14 protein-coding genes and 2 tRNA genes are annotated in these 16,099 nt (G+C 38.2%); 9 read left to right on the top strand and 7 right to left on the bottom strand.

The window, feature by feature from the left end:
* Positions 1-300: 300 nt before the first annotated feature.
* Positions 301-855 carry a D-glycero-beta-D-manno-heptose 1,7-bisphosphate 7-phosphatase gene (gene gmhB / locus DQN49_RS01680; protein WP_006996628.1) on the bottom strand — a complete coding sequence of 185 codons (555 nt, stop codon included), beginning with the start codon at positions 853-855 and terminating at the stop codon, positions 301-303.
* Between the two features lie 175 nt (positions 856-1,030).
* On the opposite strand from gmhB, the gene metN reads away from it, so the two are divergent.
* From metN to DQN49_RS01695, 3 genes are read left to right on the top strand one after another with little or no spacing between them, the layout of a single operon-like run.
* Entirely contained in the window at positions 1,031-2,068 is a 1,038-nt protein-coding gene (metN, locus tag DQN49_RS01685; protein ID WP_013527340.1) for a methionine ABC transporter ATP-binding protein MetN, read from the top strand.
* Positions 2,058-2,747, top strand: coding sequence for a methionine ABC transporter permease (locus tag DQN49_RS01690; protein ID WP_006995384.1), 690 nt, complete (start codon positions 2,058-2,060; stop codon positions 2,745-2,747). Before metN ends, DQN49_RS01690 begins: the two co-directional genes overlap by 11 nt.
* 38 nt (positions 2,748-2,785) lie before the next feature.
* On the top strand, positions 2,786-3,607 hold the full coding sequence (locus tag DQN49_RS01695) for a MetQ/NlpA family lipoprotein (protein ID WP_006995383.1): 822 nt from the start codon (positions 2,786-2,788) through the stop codon (positions 3,605-3,607).
* A gap of 301 nt (positions 3,608-3,908) precedes the next feature.
* Here DQN49_RS01695 and DQN49_RS01700 read toward each other — a convergent pair whose 3' ends face one another.
* The 4 genes from DQN49_RS01700 to rapA are packed head-to-tail and all read right to left on the bottom strand — an operon-like array spanning position 3,909 to position 8,744.
* Positions 3,909-4,676: a DeoR/GlpR family transcriptional regulator gene (locus tag DQN49_RS01700; RefSeq protein WP_005672324.1), complete on the bottom strand. Its 768-nt coding sequence runs from the start codon at positions 4,674-4,676 to the stop codon at positions 3,909-3,911.
* Positions 4,677-4,705: 29 nt separating this feature from the next.
* Positions 4,706-5,284: a rhomboid family intramembrane serine protease gene (locus tag DQN49_RS01705; RefSeq protein ID WP_006995381.1), complete on the bottom strand. Its 579-nt coding sequence runs from the start codon at positions 5,282-5,284 to the stop codon at positions 4,706-4,708.
* A 26-nt stretch (positions 5,285-5,310) separates the two neighbouring features.
* Entirely contained in the window at positions 5,311-5,970 is a 660-nt protein-coding gene (gene rluA, locus DQN49_RS01710) for a bifunctional tRNA pseudouridine(32) synthase/23S rRNA pseudouridine(746) synthase RluA (protein WP_006995380.1), read from the bottom strand.
* Between the two features lie 2 nt (positions 5,971-5,972).
* Positions 5,973-8,744, bottom strand: coding sequence for an RNA polymerase-associated protein RapA (gene rapA / locus DQN49_RS01715; protein ID WP_006995379.1), 2,772 nt, complete (start codon positions 8,742-8,744; stop codon positions 5,973-5,975).
* 185 nt (positions 8,745-8,929) lie between these two features.
* Here rapA and DQN49_RS01720 point away from each other — a divergent pair, with 185 nt between their 5' ends.
* The 6 genes from DQN49_RS01720 to fucP all read left to right on the top strand — a co-directional run bounded on the left by DQN49_RS01720 (position 8,930) and on the right by fucP (position 15,606).
* Positions 8,930-9,679 (top strand): DeoR/GlpR family DNA-binding transcription regulator, encoded by a 750-nt coding sequence (locus DQN49_RS01720; protein WP_005661551.1) that lies wholly within the window; start codon positions 8,930-8,932, stop codon positions 9,677-9,679.
* A 229-nt stretch (positions 9,680-9,908) separates the two neighbouring features.
* Positions 9,909-11,678 carry an L-fucose isomerase gene (gene fucI, locus DQN49_RS01725; RefSeq protein WP_006995378.1) on the top strand — a complete coding sequence of 590 codons (1,770 nt, stop codon included), beginning with the start codon at positions 9,909-9,911 and terminating at the stop codon, positions 11,676-11,678.
* A gap of 72 nt (positions 11,679-11,750) precedes the next feature.
* Entirely contained in the window at positions 11,751-13,163 is a 1,413-nt protein-coding gene (gene fucK, locus DQN49_RS01730) for an L-fuculokinase (RefSeq protein WP_006995377.1), read from the top strand.
* Between the two features lie 13 nt (positions 13,164-13,176).
* On the top strand, positions 13,177-13,611 hold the full coding sequence (fucU, locus tag DQN49_RS01735; RefSeq protein ID WP_005648572.1) for an L-fucose mutarotase: 435 nt from the start codon (positions 13,177-13,179) through the stop codon (positions 13,609-13,611).
* Between the two features lie 19 nt (positions 13,612-13,630).
* The gene (fucA, locus tag DQN49_RS01740; RefSeq protein ID WP_006995376.1) at positions 13,631-14,281 is read left to right on the top strand and encodes an L-fuculose-phosphate aldolase; all 651 of its coding nucleotides are present in this window, start codon (positions 13,631-13,633) and stop codon (positions 14,279-14,281) included.
* 38 nt (positions 14,282-14,319) lie between these two features.
* The gene (gene fucP, locus DQN49_RS01745; protein WP_005668621.1) at positions 14,320-15,606 is read left to right on the top strand and encodes an L-fucose:H+ symporter permease; all 1,287 of its coding nucleotides are present in this window, start codon (positions 14,320-14,322) and stop codon (positions 15,604-15,606) included.
* 145 nt (positions 15,607-15,751) lie between these two features.
* Here the strand turns inward: fucP and DQN49_RS01750 are convergent.
* Together DQN49_RS01750 and DQN49_RS01755 are read right to left on the bottom strand one after the other, a co-directional pair.
* A tRNA-Arg gene (locus DQN49_RS01750) sits at positions 15,752-15,828 on the bottom strand.
* A gap of 47 nt (positions 15,829-15,875) precedes the next feature.
* Positions 15,876-15,952, bottom strand: a tRNA-Pro gene (locus tag DQN49_RS01755).
* Positions 15,953-16,099: the final 147 nt, after the last annotated feature.

The following is a 16,099-nucleotide window of genomic DNA, read 5'->3' on the forward strand; positions in this document are numbered from 1 at the left end:
CACTACTTAAAAAAGTAATGATGAATTTTCAGTTAAGCACCTATTAAGACTTCAAAATTAAAAATAGTTTTAAAACAAGTCAATCAACAAGTGCCCACACAGATTGTCTGATATATTGTTAAAGAGCAAAAAATAACGACGCACTTGGAAACTTAAAAAACTTCACAACAGTGCGTCGTTGTGTGCCGTGGATTATAGGGATTTTCAAAGCCCTTGCAAGTACTTTTTTGTAAAAATATTTAAAAAAATGTTCTTTTGATTAAAGTACAAGCGATTAGAGCAAAATATAGATCTTTTTGGCTATTTTTTTAAGCGTTTTAAAATTCTCGGAAGATCTACGATAGAATCTAACACATAATCCGCTATTCCTTCTCCTTCCCCTGTTACTGGTTTACCAGTACGAACTAATACGTTCATTTTTACCTTCGCACCAGTCCCCGCTTTTAGGTCTTCAACTTTATCTCCAACCATAATAGATTGCGTAGGATCGATCTTTAATTCTTTGATCGCTTGCAATAACATTCCCGATTTAGGCTTCCGACAATCACAATCTTCTTTATATTCGCCCTTTCCCTCAGGATGATGTGGACAATAGTAAATACCATCCAAATCCACATCTTGTTCAGCTAACGACCAATCCATCCATTCTGTTAATTGTAAAAACTGATCCTCAGAAAAATAACCACGTGCAATGCCCGACTGGTTGGTCACTAATACCAACATATATCCCATTTTCTTTAATTCTCGCAATGCATCAATCGCACCATCAATAAATTTAAAGTTATCAATTTCGTGTACATAACCATAATCAATATTTAACGTGCCATCGCGATCTAAAAAAATAGCCTTATTCATTCTCTTACCTTTTATACATGTCAAATTGACAAAAATTATCTATTTAATCCAAGCAATTAGCAAATATAAGCCATAACTAATCTGTCTAAAAAAGATAATCTGACATATTGACATAGCAATCTAGACATCTAGAATACCAAAACAGATTTAAAAACAATAAATAAAAAGGGCTTATATGATTAAGCTAAATAATATTACGAAAATTTTTGAGCTACCGAACAAAAAATTGACTGCGCTTGATAATGTTTCGTTGAATATCGAAAAAGGTCAAATCTGTGGCGTAATTGGTGCATCTGGTGCAGGAAAAAGTACATTAATTCGCTGTGTAAACTTATTAGAAAAACCGACAAGTGGTTCCGTTATTGTTGATGGCGTAGAATTAACAAAACTTTCTGATCGCGAATTAGTACTTGCTCGTCGTCAAATTGGAATGATTTTTCAGCATTTCAATTTACTAAGTTCTCGCACCGTATTTGAAAACGTGACATTACCCTTAGAATTGGAAAGTGAGTCAAAAGCAAAAATCCAAGAAAAAATTACCGCACTTTTAGATCTTGTTGGTTTAAGTGAAAAACGTGATGCTTACCCAAGCAATCTTTCTGGCGGGCAAAAACAACGCGTAGCCATTGCACGTGCCTTAGCGAGCGATCCTAAAGTCTTATTATGTGATGAAGCAACTAGCGCATTAGATCCTGCAACGACGCAATCTATTCTGCAATTATTAAAAGAAATTAACCGCACTTTAGGTATTACAATTTTGTTGATTACCCATGAAATGGAAGTTGTTAAACAGATTTGTGATCAAGTTGCTGTCATTGATCAAGGTCGCCTAGTTGAACAAGGTACTGTCGGTGAAATTTTTGCAAACCCTAAAACAGAATTAGCACAAGAGTTTATTCGTTCGACCTTCCACATCAGTCTACCTGATGAATATTTGGAAAATCTTACTGATACGCCGAAACATAGCAAAGCGTATCCAATCATCAAATTTGAGTTTACGGGTCGCTCAGTCGATGCACCGTTACTTTCTCAAGCATCAAAAAAATTTGGCGTGGAGCTCAGTATCTTAACCTCACAAATTGATTATGCTGGAGGCGTGAAATTTGGTTATACCATTGCTGAAGTAGAAGGCGATGAAGATGCCATTACGCAAACCAAAGTTTATTTAATGGAAAACAACGTGCGCGTGGAGGTGCTTGGTTATGTTCAATGATTTCTTGGCAACATTCAGCCAGCAATTAACACCTCAAATGTGGGGTGTTGTCGCAACCGCAACTTATGAAACTGTTTATATCAGTTTTGCATCTACCCTACTTTCTGTACTAGTCGGCGTGCCTGTGGGTGTATGGACTTTTTTAACTGGAAAAAATGAGATTTTACAAAATAACCGCACCCATTTTGTGTTAAACACGATTATTAATATCGGGCGTTCCATTCCATTTATTATTTTGCTCTTAATCTTATTACCTGTAACTCGTTTCATCGTGGGAACCGTATTAGGTACAACAGCAGCAATTATTCCATTGAGTATTTGTGCAATGCCATTCGTGGCTCGCTTAACTGCTAATGCACTAATGGAAATTCCAAATGGCTTAACCGAAGCAGCTCAAGCAATGGGGGCTACTAAATGGCAAATTGTTCGTAAATTCTATTTGTCAGAAGCTCTACCTACGCTAATTAATGGCGTTACTCTTACGCTAGTCACTTTAGTTGGTTACTCAGCAATGGCGGGGACACAAGGGGGCGGTGGTTTAGGTAGTCTCGCTATCAACTACGGCGTATATCGCAATATGCCTTATGTCACTTGGGTGGCAACCATTATTATTGTGCTATTCGTTATGATTAGCCAAAAACTCGGCGATACACTGGCTAGAAAAGTGGATCATCGTTAATTAAACGCAACTCTTAACTTAAACAGGAAGGAAATCCTATGAAATTAAAACAACTTTTTGCAATCACTGCAATCGCATCAGCTCTCGTTTTAACAGGCTGTAAAGAAGACAAAAAACCTGAAGCTGCAGCAGCACCGCTTAAAATCAAAGTAGGCGTGATGTCTGGCCCTGAGCATCAAGTTGCAGAAATTGCAGCAAAAGTCGCTAAAGAAAAATATGGTTTAGACGTTCAATTCGTTGAATTCAATGACTACGCATTACCAAATGAAGCTGTATCTAAAGGTGATTTAGATGCAAACGCAATGCAACATAAACCTTATTTAGATGAAGATGCAAAAGCGAAAAATTTAAATAACTTAGTTATCGTGGGTAATACTTTCGTCTATCCATTAGCGGGTTATTCTAAAAAAATCAAAAATGTGAATAAATTACAAGACGGTGCTAAAGTTGTTGTTCCTAACGATCCAACAAACCGTGGTCGTGCATTAATTCTTCTTGAAAAACAAGGCTTAATCAAATTAAAAGATGCAAATAACCTTCTTTCAACTGTATTAGATATTGTTGAAAATCCGAAAAAATTAAACATCACTGAAGTAGATACTTCTGTTGCGGCACGTGCATTAGACGACGTTGATTTAGCTGTAGTAAACAATACTTATGCGGGTCAAGTAGGCTTAAATGCTCAAGATGACGGTGTATTTGTAGAAGATAAAGATTCGCCATATGTGAACATTATCGTTTCTCGTACCGATAACAAAGACAGCAAAGCTGTTCAAGATTTCGTAAAATCTTACCAAACAGAAGAAGTTTACCAAGAAGCTCAAAAACACTTTAAAGATGGTGTTGTAAAAGGTTGGTAATTTCTACCGCACTTTAACTCATTACTAAATCCCTTGCCCAGCAAGGGATTTTCTTATCTAAGCTCGGAATGTTTTAAAGAATATTGATAGCTAAAAATAATTAGATAATACAGAAATATGAAATTTCTTTAATTGATTAAAAAAGCAAGATACTTTTACGCTTGGAAATGTTTAATTATAGAAAAGACAATAATTCAGCGAGAGAATATTTAGATTACTTTTAGATAACGTTCAATTAAATCAAAAATTAAGAGTAATAGCTTCTTTTATCGATAAATTAATAAGAAAATCAAAGATATTTTTACCGCACTTTACCATTACATAAAACCAATTTCGTTTTCTGAGCTTTCAGATAATTAACAATTCCTTCGGGAACATCATCCGTAAACAAATATTCTACATCACTTAATTCGCCCAAGCGAACAATCGCTTGGCGCGAAAATTTAGAGTGATCGGTCACTAATAAGGTCTGACGTGAACTTTCAATAATCGCTCGCTTTACTTGTACTTCATGGTAATCGTAATCCAATAATGAACCATCAGCATCGATCGCGCTAATCCCTAAAATCCCGAAATCTAGGCGAAATTGAGAAATAAAATTTACCGTAGCTTCGCCAATAATTCCACCATCCATTCGTAATGATCCGCCCGCCATAACAATATCAAAACTTTCATTTTGGCGTAAAAGATGAGCGGCATTCAGATTGTTCGTCACAATTCGGAGTTTTTCGTGGCCAAGCAATGCATTGGCGACAGCCTCAGGCGTGGTACCAATATCAATAAACAACGATGCACCGTTAGGAATCAACTTCGCAACTTCTTGTGCAATATTATTTTTTTGTAATGAAAAGAATTTTTTACGATCCACGTAATCAGAATTTTCTGCAGAAGATGGTGATGCTGCGCCACCGTGATGGCGACGGATTAAATCCAACTCCGCCAAAATATTCAAATCACGGCGAATCGTTTGAGGGCTAACATCTAAGGCTGCAACCAATTCTTCCGTGCTTAAATAGCCAGATTGTCCCACCAGTTTAATAATTTTTTGATGGCGTAACGATTGTTTCATAGCGAATCCTTTATCCAAATTAAACGGGCTTACTCTAGCGAATTTTTGCGCAATTTGCTATCAATAAATCCCCAAATCAAGCCGACAATCAAGCCTGATATATGCGCTGCATTTCCCATTTCAACACCAAATAAGGGGCTAATAAAACCTAATGCGATCCCCACCAATAACATTGTGAAAAAACCTTCTGGCAGATCAAATAAATGATGATTCAATTTATCACGTATAAATACATAACCTAGAACCGCATATACAACACCAGAAAGCCCAAAAAAAGCGGGGTCAGACACATAATTTTGCACATATCCTGTTATGCCAGATGCTACAACATACAATATCAATAATTTGACCGAGCCAAAAGTGCGTTCAATCATTCCACCGAAAATAAAAAACCAAGACAGATTAAACAAAATATGAAAATTAGATAAATGTACCAATGTATGTGAGATATAACGCCACACTTCGCTATCTTGCTCTTCGTAAGCGGGATAATGCATCAAATACATAATATCGTCTTCAAACCCCAGCTGTTGAGCAAGATAAATGAGCACACAAAGTGCGGTGAGAATTAGCGTGATTTTTCCTTGTTGAGCTAAAAAGTTTTTCATTCGTGATCTCGTGCTTATGCGCAAATTTAAAAATCGGACTTCGCATTAAAAGTCATTGTTTCCCCTGTAATGGGGTGGGTAATCGTCAATTCTTCTGCGTGCAAACATAATCTTGGCGACATAGCTTTAGCCTGAGGATGAGAGTAAAATTTATCGCCTAGAATTGGATGCCCCAATGCTAACATGTGCAAGCGTAATTGATGAGATCTGCCTGTCACGGGCGTCAGTTTCACGCGAGTACTGTTATTCGGCAAACGTGCTAAAACTTCGAATTTTGTGACCGCTCTTTTTCCTAAAACGAAATCCAAACGTTGGCGAGGTCGATTTTCCCAATCACAAATCATTGGCAAATTTACCTCGCCATAATCGTTCTCCAAATGCCCCCAAACAATCGCTTGATAGTGTTTTTTCGGTTCACGTTCGCGAAATTGACGTTTTAATTCACGATCCGCCGCCTTACTTAAAGCAAACACAATGATGCCACTCGTTGCCATATCCAAACGATGAGCAGGCTCACAAAAGCCGAATTTTTCTTTTACTCGACTCATTACGCTATCGTAATATTGTGGTTGATTACCCGGCACAGAAAGCAAACCGCTCGGTTTGTTCACCACGCACAAATGATTATCTTGATAAATAATATCCAAATAAGGTTCAAGAGGCGGATTGTATTCAATCAATGCCATTTTTATTCCTTGTTCGTCACAATGACACGCAAACAATCCAAACGCCAATTTGCTTTAGAAAGCTCATCCAGTGATTGTGTTCGTTGTTGTTCCAAAATATCAATTTCGCTTTGGCGAATATTTTTATTCACTGCTCGCAAAGCCTGCAAACGGTTAATTTCTGCGCTTAATTGTTGATCTGCTTGATTTTTAGCTTCAGCAATAATCGATTCTGCCAAAGATTTTACGAGTTGATCGCCTCGTGTAATCAAGGCTTCAATATTGGCACGTGCCATTTTTACCATTTGATTAGCAATATTTTTACCAAGTGGTTTCAATTTGCTATGCAAGGTTTCAAAGGCAACCTGCTCACCCATGTTATTTCCTTTGTTATCAAGCAGCAGACGAATAGGCGTTGGCGGCAAGAAACGATTGAGCTGTAATCCTTTTGGCGATTGGCTTTCCACCACATAAATCAATTCAATTAATAAGGTTCCAGCGGGCAGTTGTTTATTCACAAGCAATGCCATTGCGGCTTTGCCAATATCACCCGAAGCAACAAGATCAATACCTTGACGAATCATAGGATGATCCCAAGTCAAGAATTCCATTTCTTCGCGGGCAAGGGCAAGTTCTCGATCAAAGGTAACCGTCACACCTTCTTCTTTTAAACCTGGAAAGTCGGGCACAAGCATTGTCCCAGTTGGACTAATTACAATACTATTAGCCCCAAGATCTTCTTGCTCTACGCCAATAATATCAAATAATTTTAAAGCAAAATTCACAAGCTCTGGCGAATTATCTTCATCAGCAATTTGATCCGCTAATGCTTGTGCTTGCTCACCGCCATGAGAATTTAGCTCTAATAAACGATCGCGACCTTTTTCTAACTCAATCTTGAGTTTTTCCCGAACGGTTTTAGTTTGTTTTAATAATTCGGAAAATTCATTCTCTGAAAGTGCGGTAGAATTTGACCGCACTTTTTCCAACTCATCGGCAAACTGAGAAAATAATGCCATTCCCATTGGACAAGTTTGTTCAAAAGCATTCAATCCCTCATTGTACCAACGTGCTAAACGACTTTGAGGCGAATCTTTCGCACAAGGCACATAAATTTGCACATCACGTTTTTGTCCAATACGATCTAATCGGCCAATACATTGTTCCAATAAATCAGGATTTGTCGGTAAATCAAATAACACTAAATTTGCTGCGAATTGGAAGTTACGCCCTTCCGAGCCAATACTTGAACTCAGTAAAACCTGTGCGCCGTTTTCTAAATCCGCAAAATAAGCTGCGGCTCTATCCCGTTCGATAATCGACATTTTTTCGTGAAACACTGCGGCGCGAATCGCCTCACGTTCACGTAAAATTTGTTCTAACTGAATCGCAGTTGCCGCCGTCTGGCAAATCACAAAGATTTTTTCATCGCGATGTAGTTTGAGGAAATCAATCAGCCAATCAATTTTATCATTCTCTTCAGAGAGAGTAATTTGATGATAAACACGGTGCGGAAAACCTTTCACGCCTTGACGTGTATTGCGGAATAACATTCGCCCCGTGCCGTGACGATCAATTAAGGCTTGAATCAATTCCTGACGGGCACGCTGTTGTTCTTCATCATTATTTGATGCAATTGCTTTAAAAAGTGGCTCGACATCTTGTTCAAGCAATAAATCAGAAATATGATTTTTTTCGACCGCACTTAATGCCTTATTTGCCAACAAAGATTCAACGGCATTAACCACAGGTTGATAGCGTTCCTGCTCTTTCACAAAGGTTTGATAATCAAAGAAACGTTCTGGATCCAGTAAGTGCAAACGAGCAAAATGACTTTCTTGCCCAAGTTGCTCTGGAGTTGCAGTGAGTAACAAGACGGATGGAATGATACGAGCAAGCTGTTCAACTAATAAATAAGCAGTACTTGGCGAGGTTTCAGACCACACCAAATGATGGGCTTCGTCCACAATTAAGCAATCAAATTGAGCATTGAGCACCTGCTCTACTCGGTTTGGATGAGTTTCTAACCAATTCAGCGAACAAATAATTAAGCTTTCAGTTGTAAACGGATTAACGGCATCAAGATCAAAATCGTTGCAACGTTCTTCATCAAAAAGTGCAAAATGCAAATTAAAACGACGAAGCATTTCTACCAGCCATTGATGTTGCAAGGTTTCTGGCACGATAATAAGAACACGTTGCACTTTCTCAGCAAAAAGTTGATTTTGCAAAATCATTCCTGCTTCAATGGTTTTCCCTAAACCAACCTCATCCGCCAATAACACGCGAGGATTAACTCGATTACCGACTTCAGCTGCAATATGAAGCTGATGGGGAATTAAACTTGCACGCGTTCCGCGTAAACCACGCAATGGCGATTTAAATTGTGCTTGCTGATGACAAAGCGTGCGATAACGCAATGCAAAATGAGTGCTGCGATCAATTTGCGCTGAAAAGAGGCGATCTTTTGCTTGGCTAAAAGAAATAATCGGTGAAATATCACGTTCTTGCACAATAACATCTTCACCTTGTGGATTTTTAACTAAATAAAATAGCAAACCGTTCATATTTTGAACGTCTAAAATCTCGCCTTGCCAGCCAGCTTGATGGGATAAGGTTTCACCTTTACTAAATACAATTCGGCTTAAAGGCGCTTGTGCAGCAGCATATATACGCGTTTCATCCGCCGCAGGGAAATAAATCGTGACGGTTCGTTGATCTAATGCGGTAATGATACCTAATCCTAAAGCGTTTTCACTTTCACTTAACCAACGCTGACCAATAGCAAAGGGCATAATTATTCTCTTTCTGATTTACATTGATAAAACTTGGGGGCGTATTGTAGCTTGCATACTCTTGAAAAGAAACTCACAAAAAATTGACCGCACTTTTAGGAAGATATACGTCACCCTCCTTGGATTTTCAATATGCTCAAGCGTAAACTAGAATCTCGACTAAATCCACCGTATAGGGAAAAGAGATGAATTATCGTGATGAATTAATTTTACAATGGGTAAATCAACAAGGAAAAGCCAGCGTAATAGAACTTGCACAGCATTGTGATATTTCGGTGGAAACCATTCGTCGCGATTTGAACAAATTAGCGAACAAAGGCTTATTGCACCGAACCCACGGAGGAGCAGTGAGTAATAAAACCAAAGATTTAGGTTCATTTTTCCAAACTCGAAAACATATTAATGCAACAGCTAAACGACATATTGCCCAAAAAGCCTTGGATTTGCTATATGAAAATGCCGTTATAGGTTTAGATGCAAGCTCAACAAGTTGGTATTTTGCTTATTTAATGCCCGATATCCCTTGTACAGTAGTAACCAATTCAATGTTTAACATTAATGCCCTAGTTAATAAATCCAATGTTAAAACTATTGTTACTGGCGGAGTTTATTCAGCAAAATATGAAGCATTTTACGGTCCCTTATCTGAGTACTTATTACAACGATTACATATTAATTTTTCAGTGTTTTCTTGTTCAGGAATTGATAAAAACGGTAATATCTGGGAATCAAACGAGCTGAATGCCTCTTTAAAACGAAAAATGATGGAAGCTTCAGAACGTGCTTATTTGTTAATTGATTCTTCTAAATTTGAAAAAACAAGTTTGATTCAACTTGCCGATTTAAGCAAAATTAATACCATTTTTTCTGATCGGTCACTTCCCGATAACTTACAAAAATATTGTGAGCAACACGATATAATGACCGTTTTATAAAAAAAGATGACCATTTTGACCGAAAATTACTAAAAATTGAAAGAATCGGTCATATACATTTCCTTAAATATAGTCAATTTTTGTGATCTGCTTCGCAGTTTTGCAACAAAATTTCATTTCTTACTGTTTTCCTTATCATTTTTCTTTCACACTCTAATTCAATGAAAACACCATTTGTTCTGCAGTGATTTCATCATTCTTACTTAAGCACAAACAAAGGAGTGTAACTATGGCTCTTGCTACTCAATCAAATCGTATAAAAATCGGTATTCGTCCAACTATTGATGGTCGTCGAATGGGGGTTCGAGAATCTCTTGAAACCCAAACAATACGTATGGCTCAATCTGTTGCTCAATTATTACAAACACATATTCGTCATACAGATGGTACTTTCGTTGAATGTGTAGTTGCAGATAGCACTATCGGCGGTGTAGCCGAAGCAGCCGCCTGTGCGGATAAATTTAAACGCGAAAACGTTGGATTAACCATTACCGTTACCCCTTGTTGGTGTTATGGATCAGAAACCATTGATATGGATCCTCACATGCCTAAAGCAATTTGGGGATTTAACGGTACGGAACGCCCAGGTGCGGTTTACTTGGCTGCCGCCCTTGCTGGTCATTCTCAATTAGGACTACCAGCCTTTTCCATTTACGGCACAGAAGTTCAAGAAGCCGATGACACAAACATTCCTGAAGATGTAAAAGAAAAATTATTGCGTTTTGCTCGTGCTGGGCTTGCTGTTGCAAGTATTCGAGGAAAATCCTATTTATCTATTGGGTCAGTTTCCATGGGAATTGCAGGTTCTATTGTAAATCAAGCTTTCTTCCAAGAATATTTAGGTATGCGTAATGAATATGTGGATATGATGGAAATTAAACGCCGTTTAGACCGCAAAATTTATGATCAAGAAGAAGTTGATTTAGCCTTGAGTTGGGTTAAACAATATTGCAAAGAAGGGGTTGATGTAAATAGCCTAGAGAATCAACTCAATGCGGAAGAGCGTGCAGAACTTTGGGAAAATGTTGTGAAAATGACCATTATCACTCGTGATTTGATGGTAGGAAATCCAAAATTAGCAACATTAAATTATGCAGAAGAAGCCTTAGGTCATAATGCCATTGCCGCAGGTTTTCAAGGGCAGCGTCATTGGACTGATCATTTGCCAAACGGCGATTTTATGGAGGCAATGCTCAATTCAACTTATGACTGGAATGGCGTGCGTCCACCTTATATTCTTGCCACGGAAAATGATAGTTTAAATGCAATAGGAATGTTATTTGGGCATCAATTAACTGGCAAAGCTCAAATTTTCGCAGATGTGCGTACTTATTGGAGCCAAGATTCGGTTGAGCGTGTTACTGGATGGCGACCTGAAAGTGGATTCATTCATTTAATCAATTCAGGTTCAGCTGCACTTGATGGAACGGGAGAACATCAAGATGCTCAAGGCAATCCAACTTTAAAACCAGCATGGGATGTTACCGAAGAAGAAGCAAAACGCTGCTTAGAAAACACACGTTGGTGCCCTGCTGTTCACGAATATTTTCGAGGGGGCGGTTTATCTTCTCAATTCCTAACCAAAGGTGGCATACCGTTTACAATGCACCGTATTAATCTTATTAAAGGTTTAGGTCCCGTTTTACAAATTGCGGAAGGCTGGTCAATCGACTTACCTCAAGATGTACATAATAAATTAAATCAACGTACTAATGAAACTTGGCCAACAACATGGTTTGTTCCACGTTTAACTGGAAAAGGTGCATTTACTGATGTGTATTCAGTCATGGCAAATTGGGGAGCAAATCACTGTGTAGCGACTCACGGTCATGTGGGGGCTGATCTAATCACTCTTGCTTCAATGTTACGCATTCCAGTCTGTATGCATAATGTATCAGAGAAAAATATTTTCCGCCCTAGTGCTTGGAATGGATTTGGTCAAGACAAGGAAGGGCAAGATTATCGTGCCTGCCAAAACTTTGGTCCGCTTTATAAATAACCCCTAATTTGTTTTTATAAAAAAGTGCGGTCAAAAACATAATGATTTTTGACCGCGCTGAGGAGAGTTTTTATGGCTATCGCATTGATTTTTGACTGTGGTGCAACAAATTTACGCACCATTGCGATAAATGAAAAAGGACAAATTCTTGCCTCTCATCACCTTGCTAATAATACAAAACAAGGAATCGAATCATCTGATTATCATATTTGGGATATTGAAGAAATCTGGCAAAAATTAACCTCTTGTGCAACTCAAACCTTCAATCAATTAATGCAACAAGGTATTGATTTAAAAGATATTGTAGGAATATCTGTTACCACTTTCGGCGTGGATGGCGCACCTTTTGATGAAAATGATCAACAACTTTATCCGATTATTTCATGGAAATGCCCACGAACCATACCAGTAATGGAAAATCTATCTAATCAATTAGATATCAAATATCTTTATCAACGTAACGGCATTGGTCAATACAGTTTTAATACTTTATTTAAATTACATTGGTTAAAAACACACAGGCCAGATGTTTTCCAAAAAATGGCTAAATTCGTTTTTATTTCGTCAATGCTCACTCAACGCTTAACTGGTCAATTCACTACAGATCACACAATGGCGGGAACATCAATGATGACAAACCTTACTAGCGGTAATTGGGATCCATTGATTTTAGCATCGCTGGGTTTAAGTAATAACCATTTCCCTCCTATGCGTTATGCAGGTGAAAAAGTTGGAAAATTACGTACACCGTTAGCCCAGAAATGGGGATTAAATCCCGTACCTGTCATTTCTTGTGGACATGATACTCAATTTGCTGTGTTTGGGTCTGGTGCAGGGCTGAATCAGCCTGTGTTAAGTTCTGGCACCTGGGAAATCTTAATGGCTAGAACCCAGCACGCAGAACCTAGATTTGAGTTTGTTTCTCAAGGCTTAACCACTGAATTTGATGCACAATCCAATTGCTTTAATCCAGCGGTACAATGGGTGGGTTCTGGCGTCATAGAATGGTTAGGTAAATTATTATTTTCCGATGTTTATGGCAGCGATCACTATTACACCACAATGATCAAAGAGGGAGAAAAAGCTTTTAATGCGGGAAAAAGAGCGGTCAATTTTGAAGGTATTTTTAGCCAACTAGGACAAGGTAATATCAGTGGACTTTCCATGTTTGCTACTCGTGGAGAAATTTATGTCAGCGCATTACAACATATGGCAAATAAACTCAAAAACGGTTTATCCGTGCTACATCAAGTCAGTCAGTTCCAAGCTAAAAGCTTAATTTGTGTTGGGGGTGGTTCAAAAAATGTATTGTGGAATCAAATCCGTGCAAACACCTTAAATTTACCGATTGATGTTGTGGACATTTCTGAAAGTACTGTACTTGGTGCCGCAATGTTTACCTTTGCAGGCGTAGGCATTTACGAAAATGTAAACGCGGCACAGCAAGCGATGCAACCAACAAGAAAACGAATTTACCCAAACTAGAAGGAACAACAAAATGCTAAAAGGTATTCACCCAGCTCTTTCTCCTGAATTACTAAAAACCCTCGCCGAAATGGGGCATGGCGATGAGATAGTTCTAGCTGACGCCCATTTTCCCGCACATTCACTACATAAAAATGTAATACGTGCAGATGGTATATCTATAGATATTTTACTTGAAGCAATAACTCCCTTATTCGAATTTGACGCTTATGTTGATGCCCCTCTGTTGATGATGAAAGCAGTTGAGGGAGATTCTTTAGATCCGAATGTTGAAACTCGTTACTTAAATGCGATTGAAAGTGCGGTCGGTTTCACACCAAATTTAACCTGTCTAGAACGCTTCGATTTTTATACACGTGCTAAACAGGCTTATGCTGTTGTTGTCAGTGGTGAGATCGCAAAATATGGCAACATTATCATTAAAAAAGGGGTTACTCCCATTTTATAAACAATAGAGGTACTACAAAATGAACAGAGCAGAATTATCACAAAAAATCATTGATACTTGCCTTGAAATGACAAAATTAGGTTTAAATCAAGGCACAGCGGGAAACGTTAGTGTTCGTTATAAAGATGGAATGCTGATTACCCCGACAGGTATGCCATATCACTTAATGAAGACAGAAAATATTGTTTATGTTGATGGAAATGGCAAACACGAAGAAAATAAATTACCATCAAGCGAATGGCAATTTCACTTGAGTGTTTATCATACTCGCCCTGAAGCAAATGCCGTTGTCCACAATCATTCCATTCACTGTGCAGGCTTATCCATTCTCGAAAAACCTATTCCTGCAATTCATTACATGGTAGCCGTAAGCGGCACAGATCATATTCCTTGTATACCTTATGCAACATTTGGTAGTCACGAATTAGCTAGTTATGTCGCAACGGGAATCAAAGAAAGCAAAGCCATTTTACTAGCACACCATGGTTTAATCACTTGCGGAGAAAACCTAGATAAAGCCTTATGGCTCGCACAAGAAGTAGAAGTATTAGCGTCTTGGTATTTGAAATTACTCTCTACAGGCTTAGAAATTCCACTGCTCAGCAAAGAGCAAATGCAGGTAGTGTTAGGTAAATTCCACACCTATGGATTACGTATTGAAGAATCCTAAACCTTGTTATACCCCATCACTTACATGAGGAAAACATTATGAACGCCAAAGTTTTAGAAAAGAAATTCATCGTCCCCTTTGTGCTTATTACTAGCTTATTTGCTCTTTGGGGATTTGCCAACGACATTACCAATCCGATGGTTGCGGTATTTCAAACAGTAATGGAAATTCCAGCCTCAGAAGCGGCATTGGTACAATTAGCTTTTTATGGAGGATACGGCACAATGGCTATTCCTGCGGCATTATTTGCCAGTCGCTATAGCTACAAAGCGGGGATTCTTCTGGGGCTTGCTCTTTATGCAATAGGTGCATTTTTATTTTGGCCAGCTGCGCAATATGAAATATTTAATTTCTTTTTAGTCTCTCTTTATATTTTAACCTTTGGGCTCGCTTTTTTGGAAACCACTGCCAATCCTTATATTCTCGCAATGGGAGATCCTCAAACAGCTACTCGACGTTTAAATTTCGCACAATCATTTAATCCACTTGGTTCAATTACAGGTATGTTTGTTGCTTCCCAGTTAGTCCTAACTAATCTTGAATCTGACAAACGTGATGCTGCAGGTAATTTGATTTTCCACACCCTGTCTGAAGCAGAAAAAATGAGTATTCGCACCCATGATTTAGCTGAAATTCGCGATCCTTACATAGCACTCGGTTTTGTCGTGGTTGCAGTGTTTATTATCATTGGATTGAAAAAAATGCCAGCCGTAAAAATAGAAGAGTCCGGACAAATCAGCTTTAAAACAGCAGTAAGTAGACTGGCTCAAAAAGCCAAATATCGTGAAGGCGTGATCGCACAAGCCTTTTACGTAGGTGTTCAAATCATGTGTTGGACATTTATCGTACAATACGCTGAACGTTTAGGTTTTACTAAAGCTGAAGGGCAAAACTTTAACATCATTGCTATGGCTATTTTTATTAGCAGTCGCTTTATTAGCACAGCATTAATGAAATATTTAAAAGCAGAATTTATGCTGATGCTCTTTGCTATTGGTGGTTTTTTAAGTATTCTCGGAGTTATCTTTATTGACGGTGTATGGGGTCTATACTGCCTAATTTTAACCTCAGGTTTTATGTCTTTAATGTTCCCTACCATTTATGGTATTGCCCTCTATGGCTTAAAAGAGGAATCGACATTAGGAGCTGCAGGTTTAGTAATGGCTATTGTAGGCGGCGCATTAATGCCACCACTACAAGGAATGATTATTGACCAAGGCGAAGTTATGGGACTTCCAGCAGTAAATTTCTCCTTTATCCTACCATTAATCTGTTTTGTAGTAATTGCCATTTATGGCTTCAGAGCTTGGAAAATACTTAAATAGCCAAAATATTGTTTTTATCTGCATCATTAAGAGTGTATTTAAGCTTCTTCACTCAAATGATGCAGATTATGAGCATAAAATCTAACAGACTGAAAGTACTTATATTTGAAAAAACTAAACAGGATCTAGTTAAACAGATAACGAATGGCACGCCCTAAAGGATTCGAACCTTTGACCCACGCCTTAGAAGGGCGTTGCTCTATCCAGCTGAGCTAAGGGCGCATTCAAAGGATTTCTTTTATAAAAATTTCAAGAAAATACGAAAGAAGTGGTCGGCGAGATAGGATTTGAACCTACGACCCACTGGTCCCAAACCAGTTGCGCTACCAAGCTGCGCTACTCGCCGATAAGTGCGGTCAATTATAAGTTTGTTTTTATTTCAGTCAATGAAATTTTTGATTTTTCAACTTAATTGTTCAAAATTATTCCACTTTAAGAAATATCCCCCTTTTTCATTGTAAAAAAATCATTGTTCGTTAAAATAGCAAACGCT

It is taken from the genome of Haemophilus aegyptius (assembly GCF_900475885.1).
Taxonomy (GTDB): Bacteria; Pseudomonadota; Gammaproteobacteria; order Enterobacterales; family Pasteurellaceae; genus Haemophilus; species Haemophilus influenzae.

Excerpts from the sequence above, each read along its gene's own strand:
- gmhB (WP_006996628.1), bottom strand. The coding sequence starts at position 855 with ATGAATAAGGCTATTTTTTTAGATCGCGATGGCACGTTAAATATTGAT.
- metN (WP_013527340.1), top strand. The coding sequence starts at position 1,031 with ATGATTAAGCTAAATAATATTACGAAAATTTTTGAGCTACCGAACAAA.
- DQN49_RS01690 (WP_006995384.1), top strand. The coding sequence starts at position 2,058 with ATGTTCAATGATTTCTTGGCAACATTCAGCCAGCAATTAACACCTCAA.
- DQN49_RS01695 (WP_006995383.1), top strand. The coding sequence starts at position 2,786 with ATGAAATTAAAACAACTTTTTGCAATCACTGCAATCGCATCAGCTCTC.
- DQN49_RS01700 (WP_005672324.1), bottom strand. The coding sequence starts at position 4,676 with ATGAAACAATCGTTACGCCATCAAAAAATTATTAAACTGGTGGGACAA.
- DQN49_RS01705 (WP_006995381.1), bottom strand. The coding sequence starts at position 5,284 with ATGAAAAACTTTTTAGCTCAACAAGGAAAAATCACGCTAATTCTCACC.
- rluA (WP_006995380.1), bottom strand. The coding sequence starts at position 5,970 with ATGGCATTGATTGAATACAATCCGCCTCTTGAACCTTATTTGGATATT.
- rapA (WP_006995379.1), bottom strand. The coding sequence starts at position 8,744 with ATGCCCTTTGCTATTGGTCAGCGTTGGTTAAGTGAAAGTGAAAACGCT.
- DQN49_RS01720 (WP_005661551.1), top strand. The coding sequence starts at position 8,930 with ATGAATTATCGTGATGAATTAATTTTACAATGGGTAAATCAACAAGGA.
- fucI (WP_006995378.1), top strand. The coding sequence starts at position 9,909 with ATGGCTCTTGCTACTCAATCAAATCGTATAAAAATCGGTATTCGTCCA.
- fucK (WP_006995377.1), top strand. The coding sequence starts at position 11,751 with ATGGCTATCGCATTGATTTTTGACTGTGGTGCAACAAATTTACGCACC.
- fucU (WP_005648572.1), top strand. The coding sequence starts at position 13,177 with ATGCTAAAAGGTATTCACCCAGCTCTTTCTCCTGAATTACTAAAAACC.
- fucA (WP_006995376.1), top strand. The coding sequence starts at position 13,631 with ATGAACAGAGCAGAATTATCACAAAAAATCATTGATACTTGCCTTGAA.
- fucP (WP_005668621.1), top strand. The coding sequence starts at position 14,320 with ATGAACGCCAAAGTTTTAGAAAAGAAATTCATCGTCCCCTTTGTGCTT.